At 54.4% G+C, this 12956-nt stretch carries 10 protein-coding genes; 4 read left to right on the top strand and 6 right to left on the bottom strand.

All coding sequences use genetic code 11. The features are described from left to right. Window positions 1-59 precede the first annotated feature (59 nt). The 3 genes from ACUN8H_RS14050 (at window position 60) to ACUN8H_RS14040 (ending at window position 2843) form a co-directional block, all read left to right on the top strand. The gene (locus ACUN8H_RS14050) at window positions 60-740 is read left to right on the top strand and encodes a response regulator (RefSeq protein ID WP_445532697.1); all 681 of its coding nucleotides are present in this window, start codon (window positions 60-62) and stop codon (window positions 738-740) included. Further along, window positions 737-2122, top strand: coding sequence for an ATP-binding protein (locus ACUN8H_RS14045; protein ID WP_445532696.1), 1386 nt, complete (start codon window positions 737-739; stop codon window positions 2120-2122). The genes ACUN8H_RS14050 and ACUN8H_RS14045 overlap by 4 nt, the downstream gene beginning before the upstream one ends. 121 nt (window positions 2123-2243) lie before the next feature. After that, complete coding sequence (locus tag ACUN8H_RS14040) at window positions 2244-2843, top strand: CBS domain-containing protein (RefSeq protein WP_445532695.1); 600 nt, start codon at window positions 2244-2246, stop codon at window positions 2841-2843. A 121-nt stretch (window positions 2844-2964) separates the two neighbouring features. On the opposite strand, the gene nhaD is transcribed toward ACUN8H_RS14040, so the two are convergent. From nhaD to ACUN8H_RS14015, 5 genes are all read right to left on the bottom strand, one after another. After that, the gene (nhaD, locus tag ACUN8H_RS14035; protein WP_445532694.1) at window positions 2965-4431 is read right to left on the bottom strand and encodes a sodium:proton antiporter NhaD; all 1467 of its coding nucleotides are present in this window, start codon (window positions 4429-4431) and stop codon (window positions 2965-2967) included. 157 nt (window positions 4432-4588) lie between these two features. Next, complete coding sequence (glmS, locus tag ACUN8H_RS14030; protein WP_445532693.1) at window positions 4589-6415, bottom strand: glutamine--fructose-6-phosphate transaminase (isomerizing); 1827 nt, start codon at window positions 6413-6415, stop codon at window positions 4589-4591. Window positions 6416-6577: 162 nt separating this feature from the next. After that, window positions 6578-7948, bottom strand: a complete 1371-nt coding sequence (glmU, locus tag ACUN8H_RS14025; protein WP_445532692.1) for a bifunctional UDP-N-acetylglucosamine diphosphorylase/glucosamine-1-phosphate N-acetyltransferase GlmU — start codon at window positions 7946-7948, stop codon at window positions 6578-6580. 1 nt (window position 7949) lies between these two features. Next, window positions 7950-9068 (bottom strand): FAD:protein FMN transferase, encoded by a 1119-nt coding sequence (locus ACUN8H_RS14020; protein WP_445532691.1) that lies wholly within the window; start codon window positions 9066-9068, stop codon window positions 7950-7952. A gap of 121 nt (window positions 9069-9189) precedes the next feature. Continuing rightward, window positions 9190-9990: an undecaprenyl-diphosphate phosphatase gene (locus ACUN8H_RS14015; RefSeq protein ID WP_445532690.1), complete on the bottom strand. Its 801-nt coding sequence runs from the start codon at window positions 9988-9990 to the stop codon at window positions 9190-9192. 296 nt (window positions 9991-10286) lie between these two features. Between ACUN8H_RS14015 and ACUN8H_RS14010 the strand changes: the two genes are divergently transcribed. Continuing rightward, complete coding sequence (locus ACUN8H_RS14010) at window positions 10287-11480, top strand: cation diffusion facilitator family transporter (RefSeq protein ID WP_445532689.1); 1194 nt, start codon at window positions 10287-10289, stop codon at window positions 11478-11480. A gap of 21 nt (window positions 11481-11501) precedes the next feature. Here the strand turns inward: ACUN8H_RS14010 and mgtE are convergent, their stop codons facing one another. Beyond that, on the bottom strand, window positions 11502-12878 hold the full coding sequence (gene mgtE / locus ACUN8H_RS14005; RefSeq protein ID WP_445532688.1) for a magnesium transporter: 1377 nt from the start codon (window positions 12876-12878) through the stop codon (window positions 11502-11504). Between the last annotated feature and the right edge of the window lie 78 nt (window positions 12879-12956).

Below are 12956 nucleotides of genomic sequence, written 5' to 3'. Positions count from 1 at the left end.
AAGCGACTAAATGATGAAGCAGTAAGGGCCAGCAACTTCATAGGAGTGATTACCCTGCCATGCGTATCTTGTTAGTAGAGGACGATCCTAGCTTGGCCTCCGGCATTCGCTTGGCATTAAAACCCGAGAACTACACGGTGGATCACCTGAGCGATGGCGTGACCGCGCTGGCGGCGTTAAAGGAGAGCGAGCCGTTTGATGTGGTCATTCTCGACCTGGGATTGCCGCGCATGGATGGTATGCAAATATTGGAAGCCGTTCGACGGCAAGGCAACCGTGTGCCCATTTTGGTATTAACCGCCCGTGACGCCGTGGATGAGCGCATCGCGGGGCTCGATGCAGGCGCCGACGATTATTTAACCAAACCGTTTGAAGTTGCTGAATTAAAAGCCCGCCTGCGTGCGCTGTTGCGCCGTAGTAACGACCAAGTCAACAGTGCCCTGGAGTGCCGCGGCATTCACCTTGACCCGTTAACCATGCAGGTAAGCTTTCAAGGTAAACCCATGGCATTATCACGTCGTGAATTGACCCTGCTGCAAGAATTCATGAGTCATCCTGGGCGTGTTTTCACCCGCGATACGCTTACCCGGTTGGTGTATGGCTGGGATGAAGACGTGGAGAGCAATGCCATTGAAGTGCATGTGCATCATCTTCGTCGTAAATTCTTTCCATCGTTTATTCGTACACTGCGTGGCATCGGTTACGTAATGGATAAAACCGAACAGGATGGCCATTCATGAGTTCCATTCGCCAACGCACGCTGGGGCTTGCACTGCTGGTGTTTGGCATCAGTATGCTAGTGATCGGTTTTATCAGCTACCGCTACGCCGCCCATGAAATCGAAGCGCTGTACGATGCCAGCCTCGAGCAAAATGCACGCTTACTTGAAAGCCTACTGCAAGCGCCGCTGCCGGAAGCGTCTCGCGATGTGCTACTCAGCAGTCTCGAAAATACCCTAGGGAGCGCCGCGAGCTCCCGCCATCGCATGGCAGGAAACCGCGAAGATAGCCAACTGGGCTTTCAGCTCTGGAACGCCGATAATTTGCTGTTGCGTTCGGCCAATGCGCCTGAGCTGCCCCTGGTTGATCACTCGCCCGGCTTCACCAGCCAATCGATCGATAATTATCAATGGCGCCTTTATGTGCTTGAAATAAGAGCCACCAATCAAAGCATTATCGTTAGCGAGCGGGAAGACGTGCGCGGCGACATTATAAGAGCGGTAGCGCTTCGCACGCTGATGCCGGACCTGATTGGCCTACCGCTGCTTACCGCTCTGTTGTGGTGGTCGATTGGCTGGGGGCTGGCGCCGCTATCGCGCATGGCGGAGCAAATACGCAATCGCGATCCGCATAATTTGCAGCCCTTAACGCTTAGCCCGCTGCCCCAGGAGTTAGACACCATCTCGGGGGCGCTGAATCGGCTTTTAGAACGCCTGCGGCTCATGCGCGTGCGCGAGAAACGCTTTATTGCCGATGCTGCTCATGAGTTGCGTACCCCCTTGGCGGTGCTTGATCTGCACGCCCAGAATGCCCTGGCTGCCGATAACCTCGAAGACCGCCAGGAAGCGCTCAACCACCTGAGGGACGGGGTTGCCCGAGCCACACGCTTGGTTACCCAGCTGTTGACGCTAGCGCGCCTGGAGCCCGAAGAGGAGTCGCAGCCTGAATACCGCCCGGCCAACCTACTCAGTGAAGCGCGGGAAACTCTGGCCAAGCTTTCACCGCTGGCCGCTGAGCGCGAACATCAGCTGCTGCTCAACGCAGATGAGCAGGCGGAGTGGTCGATCTTGGAAGAGCCGGGCGCAATCGAAACCCTGGTACAGAACCTGGTCGGCAATGCGATCCAGCACTCGCCTCACCAGAGCACCATCAGCGTGACGTTAGCCGCAACGCCAAAAGATTTCCAACTGCTGGTAGATGACCAAGGGCCCGGTATACCAGCCAATGAGCGTAAAAAAGTGGTCGAGCGCTTCCAGCGTGCAGGCCCTAGCGCTGGTTCAGGGTTAGGGCTTTCCATCGTTGAACGGCTGGTCACTCGCCATGGCGGCACGCTGCAGTTAGACGACGCACCCAGCGGCGGGCTACGCGTATGTATTGCGTTGCCTCGAACGGACTCGCCATAACTTTTCTTTCTAAGGGGCTTTATGTATCTCTTAAGGTTGCGATAAGAATTGCATGTAAGTGTGGGGTTGCACGGCGAGCCAGATACCCACGGCGCGCCCTTTCTCCACATGGAGCTCCCTGATGAATCAAGTAACCTTTTCACCTAAACCCTTAGTACAGTTAAGCTCAACGCCACTGTTGGCCATGCCTGCTCCTCGGCGGCTGCTTCCCACTAGCCCTGCCATGACGGTACTGACCGATTTTTCACAGGTAATGCCGCAATCCGTTGATGCCGATACGTCGATCGATGAAGCACACCTTAAAATGCGCCATGGGGGCATACGGCTGCTATTCGTCATGGATAAACAGGCGCACTGTATTGGCGTTATTACCTCGAAAGAAGTGATTGGTACCCGGCGCATTAACTTAGCCATGCAACAGCGTAACCTCACGCGAGCGGAAGTCACGGCTGAAATGATCATGACACCCTGGCACAAACTCAGCGCCATGCCTGTCGCCCAATTGGCCTCGCTGACGATTGAAGACTTGGTGCTGTCGATGGAGGCCGTTACCGACCAGCATCTGTTAATCACTGAAAAAAACGATCATCAAGAACTCAGAATTCGCGGGCTCATTTCTGCCAGCGATATTCAGAATGCTGTCGGTAAAGAGATTAATCCGGTGCCGATGGCGAAGAGCTTCGCTGATATTTGCCAAGTAGTGACCGGGCACGACTTATAGCATCACGCCAAAGCCCGCATTCGTCGCTTTTAGGCAGATTAACTGCAAAGAGAAACGCCCTTCACCGATGTCTCAGTGAAGGGCGTTCGCATGTAAAAAACGTGCTTTTGAAGCGTGTTGCTTAGAACATCGCCCCGTTAATCCACAGGTGAGCCGCGATACTCGCCGCATAGCCTAATAAAATGGCCGGCACCCAGCGCAAGTGCACGGCAAACGTATAAATCCCGCGCGCCTGACCCATCAGTGCGACGCCCGCAGCGGAGCCCATCGAAAGCAAGCTGCCGCCCACGCCTGCCGTCAACGTCACCAACAGCCAGTTGCCTTCCGACATATCGGGGGCCATGGAAAGTACCGCAAACATGACCGGGATGTTATCGACAACCGCCGAGATCAGGCCCAACACCACGTTAGCCCACACCGGGTTCCAGTTACCGTAAAGCGTTTCGGAAAGCAGGCTGAGATAGCCCATAAAACCAAGGCCACCGACACACATTACAACCCCGTAGAAGAACAGCAACGTATCCCATTCTGAGCGCGCAATACGGCTGAAAATATCAAACGGTACCACGCTACCGAGCTGTTCGAGCTTTTTCCAATCGCCACGGCGGGAGTAGCGCTCGCGCTTGCGTTCCAGCGAACGTGGCAGGCTGCGACGCAGGTAGTAACCAAAGAACTGCAGCAGGCCTAGGCCAAACATCATGCCCATGGCAGGCGGTAAGTAAAGGATCGAGTGACAGAGTACGGAGATAGCCACCGTCATCAAAAAAAGCGCGATAATTCGACGCGCGCCGCGCTTGAGCCAGACATTCTCTTGTAATGCCGCCGGCTGGCGATTCGCGATAAAGAAATTCATGATCACCGCAGGCACTATGAAATTGACTATCGCAGGAATCAGCAGCACGAAGAAACCTTCGAACGGTATCTGGCCGGCCTGCCACACCATTAGCGTGGTGATATCGCCAAACGGGCTGAACGCACCGCCAGCGTTGGATGCCACTACCACGTTTACACAACACAGGCCGATAAACTTGTTATCGCCTTCGGCCACTTTTAGCACCACGGCGCACATCAGCATGGCGGTGGTCATATTGTTGGCGATTGATGAAATACCAAACGCCATAACACCGGTGATCCAAAACAGACTGCGATAGCTGAAGCCTTTGCGGACAAGCCAAGAGCGTAGCGCATCAAACACGCGGCGCTCTTCCATGGCATTGATGTAAGTCATCGCGACTAGCAAAAACAGCAGCAGTTCGGCGTATTCGAGCAGCGTTTCGCGGAAGGCGGTTTCCGCCTCTTCTGGCATACCCGCTTGCACATAAACCCAGGCCACGAGTGCCCAGATAAGGCCAGCTGCCACCAACACAGGTTTAGACTTACGCATGTGCAGTAACTCTTCACTCATCACCAACGCATAGGCGAGCACGAAGATCACGACAGAAGAGATACCGGTTAGCGTGAGGGTAAGATCAAGTGGCCCAGCGGCGGCATAAGAGAGCGAAGGAAAGAGTAAAAACGAGCAGACGAGCAACAGCCAAGCGACTCGGCTAGCGTAATGCCGAGTTGCGAGGACGTTTGGTGGTTTCATGGCGATGTTTTCCAATCAGGAGGGAGAAAGACCGCCACGATCATAAGCACCCTAACGACATGCTGCAACGCAACGGTTGCGCATAAGATGCGACGTATCGCCGCACCTTGTAAAGCAATTTTATTAGCTTAATGACACTTATTGTTTGCCAGTGTGACTACTCTACCGTCACACTTTTTGCTAGGTTGCGCGGCTGATCAACGTCAGTCCCTTTTAGTACGGCCACGTGGTAACTCAGCAACTGCAATGGCAGCGTATATAACAGCGGCGCCAGCGCTTCATGCACGTGTGGAAGCGTTAATACCCGAATATCTTTCTGCGCTTCGATACCCACGCTTTCGTCAGCAAACACAAACAGTTGGCCACCACGGGCACGCACTTCCTGAAGATTGGATTTAAGCTTTTCGAGCAGGTCGTCGTTGGGAGCGACCGAGATCACCGGCATTTCACTATCCACCAGCGCCAGCGGGCCATGCTTTAACTCACCGGCCGGATAGGCTTCCGCATGGATATAAGAGATCTCTTTGAGTTTAAGCGCCCCTTCCAGCGCAATCGGGTAGTGAGCCCCACGCCCCAAGAAAAGCGCGTGGTTTTTCTCAGCAAAGGCCTGGGAAAGCGCTTCGATGTTGCTGTCCAGCGCCAACACCCGCTGGCACACTTCGGGTAGCGTGCGCAGCGCGGCGATGATATCCGCATACTCGACCTGCCCTTTTGCTTTACTCACGCTAAGCGTGAGTAGCATGAGCGCTACTAGTTGAGTAGTAAAAGCCTTGGTAGAAGCAACACCGATTTCAGGGCCGGCGCGGGTCATCAGCGACATATCCGACTCACGGACCAATGAGCTACCCGGCACGTTACAAATCGCCAGCGACCCCACGTAGCCCAGCGTTTTCGCAAAGCGCAGTGCAGCAAGCGTATCAGCCGTTTCACCCGACTGTGAGAGCGTCACAAACAGCGTGCCCTCAGGCACGACGGGATGGCGGTAGCGGTATTCAGAGGCGACTTCGACCTGCACCGGTACGCCGGCATAGCGCTCTAACCAGTAACGCGCTACCAGCCCCGCATGATAGCTGGTGCCGCAGGCAATAATATGCACTTGGCGGGTACGTTGGAAAAGCGCTTGCGCATCGGGGCCAAAGCTTTCTACTAACACACTGTGGGCACTTAGCCGGCCCTCTAATACCGCCTCGATCATTTGCGGCTGTTCAAAAATCTCTTTGAGCATGTAGTGGCGGTATTCGCCTTTGCTGGCAGCGCCGTCGCCATGCTCAAAGGTATGAATAGGACGCTCAACGTCGTTACCCTGACGATCCACAATGCGAACGGCGCCCTGCTCACGCAGCTCGACCAGATCGCCCTCTTCGAGGTAAATAAAGCGATCCGTGACCGGCAGCAGCGCCAGCGGGTCAGAGGCTAAAAAGGCTTCATTGATGCCCACGCCCACCACCAGCGGGCTGCCCTGGCGAGCGCCCACCACTACGCCAGGCGCCTTGGCACTCATTACGCCCAGCGCGTAAGCACCACCGAGGCCATTGACAATCTGCTGGGTAGCTTCGAACAAGCTCGATCCGTTATCCAGCTTTTCGGCCAGTAAGTGAGCGATCACTTCAGTATCGGTTTCCGAGGTAAATCGGTAGCCGCTTGCTTGCAGTTGGTCTTTAATGGATTCGTAATTTTCGATAATACCGTTATGTACCACGGCAACATCGTCACCACTATGATGCGGGTGTGCATTGGCTTCAGAGGGTTTGCCATGGGTTGCCCAGCGCGTGTGTGCGATGCCTGAAAACCCCGGCAGTGACGCTTCTGCTAACTGCGCGGCCAGCGCCGCTACCTTTCCGAGCGCCCGGTGGCGGGTCAGTGCGCCGTCGCTAAACACCGTCATACCGGCTGAATCGTAGCCGCGGTACTCCAGGCGTTTTAATCCTTCTAACAGAATTTCTTGGACGTTGCGCTCGGCAACGGCAGCAACTATGCCACACATAATCAATCTCCTCGTTGATCCACCAGAGCACTTCACAGACGCTACCCAGCCAAACCCCAGAACGGTAAAGCGACGGCCACTGATTACAAAGTCGGCTTTTTAATGATCCTTAGCACTAATTTAAAAAACCACTTTAAGCGCTGTTAGTAACGCATTAACCCACTATGGTTCGTTACGCTTGCTGGGGCGTAGCCAATCGATTTTTTCTAACTGACGACTACGCGTTACCGCCAGGGCGTAATCAGTCACGTCTTTAGCAATCGTGGAGCCTGCTCCTATGGTCGCGCCTTTGCCTACCGAAACCGGCGCCACCAGGGCGGTGTTCGAGCCAATAAAGGCATTATCACCAATGTCGGTGTGATGCTTGTTAGCGCCGTCGTAGTTGCAGGTAATCGTTCCTGCACCTACGTTCACATCACGCCCCAATCGCGCGTCGCCAACGTAGCTTAGGTGATTGATCTTACTGCCCTCACCCACATCGGCATTTTTCGTTTCCACAAAGTTGCCCACTTTGGCTTTTACCGCTAACCGCGTGCCTGGGCGTAACCGTGCAAAGGGGCCGATCTGATTGAGGCCCGCCGCCACGGTGCCTTCTATGACGCTGTGGGTGTCTACCACGCTTTCAGCGCCAATGGTGCTGTTTTTAATCACGCAGTAAGGCCCAATTCGCACGCCTTCGCCAAGTTCTACATCGCCTTCGAAGACGCAGCCCACATCGATAAAGACATCATGGCCGCACGTTAATCGTCCGCGAATATCCAAGCGTGCCGGGTCAGCAAGCGCCACCCCTTGCGCCATTAGCTTGTCGGCAAACTGCTGTTGATAAGCGCGTTCCAGGCGGGCCATTTGGGCACGATTATTAACCCCTTCCACTTCAACCGCCGTGGCCGGCTGGGCAGTGCATACCTTGATGCCTTCATCGGCCGCCATGGCAATGACGTCCGTTAGGTAATACTCACCCTGCGCATTCTCAGCGGAAAGTTGCGGTAACCAGCGTTTTAGCTGGGCACTGGTCATGGCCATAATGCCGGTATTGCATTCACAAATTGCTAGCTGGGCGCTGCTGGCATCTTTTTGTTCGACAATCGCCACCGCATCGCCCGCGTCATTACGCACGATCCGGCCATAGCCCATGGGGTCATCCAGCGTCACCGTTAACAGGCCGATGTGCTGTTCATCCACCTGGGCTAATAGCTCTTTCAGGGAATTACGCTGTAACAGGGGAACATCGCCATAGAGGATAAGCACCTTACCGCTACCGAGCTGATCAAGCGCTTGAGCCACCGCATGACCCGTGCCTTTCTGCTCGGCCTGAACGGCAAACTGCACCGCTTTGTCAGCCAGCGCCTCGCGCAGTTGATCAGCCCCATGACCAATGACGACATGGGTACGATCAGGCTGCAGCCCTGATGCAGTATCCAATACATGCTGCACCATCGGTTTACCCGCCAGGGTATGCAGTACCTTGGGGGTCTGAGAACGCATACGCGTGCCTTTGCCAGCAGCGAGAATGACGATATCCAGTTCTTGCATTTTATTCACCTGTTACCGGTTGTTCGGCGGGCATGGTCGCTGGCGGGTTAGAGGCTGGTAAGGGAGGGGTTGGTAATTGCTCAATGCCCAGTTCATCCACCAGCGATGCACCAAAATAATTAACGAATTCGGGTGAGGCGACACTGCGCCACTGCTCTCCATCACGAACCAGAAGAAGTACCTTGAGATCGTTTTCGATGGCCATCTGCATGGCCTCTTGCTCACCCACCACCAGCAGCGCTGTGGCCCAGGCATCTGCCCAAGCGTTGGAAGGGTGGAAAACCGATGCCGACGCCACTTGGTGGGTCACCGGTCGGCCTGTTCGTGGATCGATAGTGTGCGAGAAGCGCTGCCCATCCACTTCAAAATAGTGACGGTAGTCACCCGAAGTCGCCACCGACATGCTCTCTAGCGGAATGATATGCTGAGCACGCTGCTGGCCATCTTCGGGTACTTCAATGCCAATTCGCCAAGGCGTCTGTTCGTCCTCATCACGCACGCCACGGGCGATCAGGTCGCCACCTAGATTGACCAAGTAATGCTCGATCCCCTGCTGGTCCAAGTAAGCGGCCACTCGGTCCGTAGCATGGCCTTTGGCCACACCGGAAAGGTCGACAAATACGTTTCGTGTACGTCTTGCCTGCATCGCTTGGGTATCAACATCTACCGCATCGAAGCCCACCAGGGAAAGCTCCTCGACCAATACCTCATCAGCAGGCACTTCTTCAGGCCTGGCACCAGGGCCGAAGCTCCATAAATTAACCAAATCACCCACGGTAATATCAAAGGCACCGTGGCTAGCTTCAGCCACCGATTGGCTGATCGCCAACACTTCAATCAGTTCGTTGGAGAGCGGCTGCCACTCCTCTAAGGGTGCCTCGTTAAAGGCGATCAGTTCGGAATCGCCACGGTAAGTGGACATCGCCTGATCGACGCTCTCTAGCTCTGCTTTGAAGCCCTCTTCCAATTCAAGCGACTCGCCTTGAGTAAGCGAGTCCATAACGGTGACCTGATAAAAGGTACCAAAAATACTGCCTTCAAAACGGACAGGCGGTTCCAGCGGACGATCACTCTCTGAACAGCCAGGTAATACCAGAAGAGCACACAGCAAAACGCTCATGAGGACTAACGGGCGCGCCCCCCTAACCGCATGCCCTGCCCCCCTTTTTTGATCCGACTTTTTCATAGCTGACTTGCCTTAAAATGATGCTCAAAAAAACGATTTTTTTAATGTGAAGCGCTTAAAAATGAAAGAACCATAGCAACCAAGCGCCAAACAGGACGCGATAAATAACAAACGGCTGCATCCCCAGCTTTTTGATAATTACCAGGAAGTAGTGAATACACAAATACGCACTTATTCCCGACAATAACGTACCTACCAACATCGCTGACCAATCAATTGGCTGCGAGGCGTTCATTAGCCCTAATGCCTCTAAACCGCCGGCCAACACGATGACCGGAATTGACAGCAAAAAAGAGAAACGCGAGGCGCCTTCTCGGCTCATGCCCACCATTAAGGCCGCCGTTATGGTAATACCTGAGCGCGAAGTACCGGGAATTAGCGCCAGCGCCTGAGCGCCACCAATAATCAACACGTCTTTTAAACCCAGTTGGTATTCACTACGCGTTCCGCGCTTCTGCCAATCGGCATACCCCAACAATAGACCGAAACCAATTAAACTGAAGCCGATAATCAGTGTGGAACGCATATAGTGAGAAATAACATCATGCAGCAGTAAGCCAATAATACCCACGGGGATGGTCGCTAACATGACCCAAAAAGCGAGCCGTGCATCGTCGTTAACGCCTTTGCCGCACAAAGCGGCAAAGCTGCTGATAACCATTTGCCAAATTTCATGCCGGAAATAGAGTATCACCGCGGAGAGGCTGCCCAAGTGCAGGGCCACATCAAATGCCAAGCCTTGATCTTGCCACTCTGTCAGCACAGGCACCAAAATCAGGTGAGCAGAGCTTGAAACGGGTAAAAATTCTGAAATTCCCTGAACAACCGCTAACACCACCACCTGGAGCCAATCCATAAAAAATCCTATACATAAAAAACAATTGATGGGTTGCAATGGCGCTTAAGGATACACATCCGTCTATTCTTTGTCCGCCACTGCTTTTGCTGAAATTGCCGCGTTGGGGCGCTCATCACCATGAGCTCATTACAATGACCTAAGCGCTGTCATTACGAACGCAGTGAAGCAATTTCGGATTTATGCTGACGCTACCGAATGTGATGAATGAGCCGTTCAATCACATGACCGCTATAGCCGCTATAAGGAGTGCGCTACAATAGGCACCATCGAATGCATGCGCCTGTAAGGTACCCATGACTCAGACCATCGAAACGCCAGTGGTTCAAGACCAAGCGCGACTTAGCCAAGAGGCCAAGCGCGTCACCTACATTGGTGCGTGGCTGGACGCCCTGCTGAGCATCGTCAAAGTGACCATCGGTTTTATGGTCGGTTCAGCGGCCCTGATTGCTGATGGCATTCACTCACTGTCTGATTTAGTCACCGATGGTTTTGTGCTGGCAGCCATTCATTACGGACGCCAGGAACCCGATAAAGACCACCATTATGGCCACGGACGCATCGAAACCCTCACCACGTTGCTATTGGGAAGCGTGTTGATTTTCGTGGCGGGCGGTATTGCCTGGTCCAGCCTGGACCGTCTGTTTAGCGGTACCGCCGTTAACGCGCCTGGCATGCTAGCCATTGTGATTACGGTCATTGCGCTGTTGAGTAAAGAGTGGATTTTTCGCTACACCATGCGCGTCGCTAAACGCGTAAAGTCAAAATTACTCGAAGCCAACGCTTGGCACTCGCGTAGCGATGCGTTGTCCACCGCCGTGGTGCTGGTGGCACTCATTGGGGCGCAGTTTGGTTTAGGTTGGCTCGATGCCGTGGCGGCTATTATCGTAGGCTTATTGGTCGGTAAGGTAGGTTTAGACTTACTCTGGGAGTCAGCGCGCGAGCTGGTCGATACCGCACTGCCCGTGGATGTCCAAAATCAAATGCACGACGTCGCTTGCGGTGTGCCGGGAGTGGATAGTGTTCACGACCTGCGTACGCGCCAATCCGCTGGCTGGGTCATGGTCGATCTACACGTAGTAGTGGGGCCTAAGATTACCGTCTCCGAAGCCCATGAGATCGGCAATGAGGTCAGTCGCCGCTTGCGCCACGAGTTCCCCGCTCTGACCGATGTCATCTTTCACGTTGACCCCGAAGACGACGCCGGTGCGGGCGATCCCAGCCGCTTACCCGGGCTGCCGTTGCGCCCTGAAGTGGAAGCGGCACTCGATGCCCGCTGGTATAAGCACCCGGTATGGCGCACGCTTAATGAACTTCAGCTGCATTACTTAGACGATAAGGTCTCAGTATCACTTATCATTGATGATGCGGTGCATCAGCCACCCCAGTGCCTTGCCAGCCAGCTAAAAGCGCTAGCTAGCGATATCGAGTGGCTGGGGCATGTGGAAGTACTGTTTATTACTCGCGCGGCCAGCAGCTCAATGCGTTAAGCCTTGGGCCTTTCACCAAAATTAAGACAGCAGCAACGTGGCAATACTGAAATAGATCACTACGCCAGAGGCATCGATCAAGGTGGTCACCAGAGGAGCCGAAGCCGTCGCCGGGTCGACCTTGAAGCGCTCTAGAACAAAGGGCAAACACATGCCCAGCAGGCTGCCAAACAGCACGATGGTGACCATGCTAAAGGCCACCACAATTGCCAATGCTTCGCCACCGCGCATAATGCCAATCGGCATTACCGCGATAGCCATGGTGATACCCAGCGAGCCCGCTACCAGCATTTCGCGGCCCAGTAATTTGCCCCAGTCTTTTACCCCGACATCACCGGTCGCCATACCGCGCACCATCAGCGTGGCGGCCTGAGCACCGGCGTTACCGCCACTGCCGATCAACAGCGGCAAAAAGAACACCAGCGCTACCTGGGCGGCGATGGTCTCTTCAAAATAGGCAATCCCGGCGCCCGAAAACAGATTGGCAAACACCAACAGGACCAGCCAGAACACGCGCTTACGGTAGAGGCTCCAGAGCTTCACACGGCTCACACCGTCTTCCAACTGGCCGATCGACATCCCCTTGTGGAAATCCTCCGTTGCTTCGGATTCAGCCACATCCATTGCATCATCATGGGTCACAATGCCGACCATGCGGTCATCGGCATCAATTACCGGCAGCGCTAGTAAGTCATACTTGGCCACGATGCGGGCAACGTCTTCCTGAGCGTTATCAACCCGGGTGCTGATAACGTCTTTAATCATAATGTCATCAACAATAGCGCCGGGGCGGGCGACCATCAGTTGGCGTAGCGACATGGTGCCAATCAGTTGCCCATCGCTATCCAGAATATAAAGCTGGTAAACCGTTTCCGCATCCGGGGCAGTCTGGCGTACCCGCATCATCGCCTTAGACACCGTCATGCCACTGGCGATGGACACATAGTCAGAGGTCATGATGGCGCCTGCAGTGCCCTCTTCGTAGCTGGCAAGTCGCTTTAAATCTTCACGCTCGCGGTGGGCCATGCGCCGCAGCAACGCTTCACGGCGATCTTCACTGAGTAGATTGAACAGGTCGGCGCGTTCATCCGAGCCCATCTCCTCCAACAGTTTCAGTAGCTGGCTGTCATCCAGCTTACCTACCACCTCAAGCTGACTCTCGCCGGGCAAATAGCCCAATACGTTAGCAGCCCGCTCGGCAGAGAGAATATCCAGCAACGAGAGCGCAGCAGGCAACGCCTCGTCATCTTCGATCATCTCTTCGAGCACTTCACCGATATCCGCTGAGCGGGTTTCGGCCAAACGCAAAGAGAGCAGTGATCTACTCGGCACTTCCTTGGCTAACTCGTCGAGCAATTCGGCTTTTAATTGCTGCAAGCTTTCATCATTCAGTGCCATGGTTATCTCCCATCACGCTTTCCAGCGCCGTGCTGCCGATCTAATCAATTGTACTGGCCTTTCTCATTATTCTTACTC

It is taken from the genome of Vreelandella sp. V005 (assembly GCF_052645115.1).
Note: the sequence above shows the minus strand (reverse complement) of the source record. Positions and strands in the feature narration are given on the sequence as shown.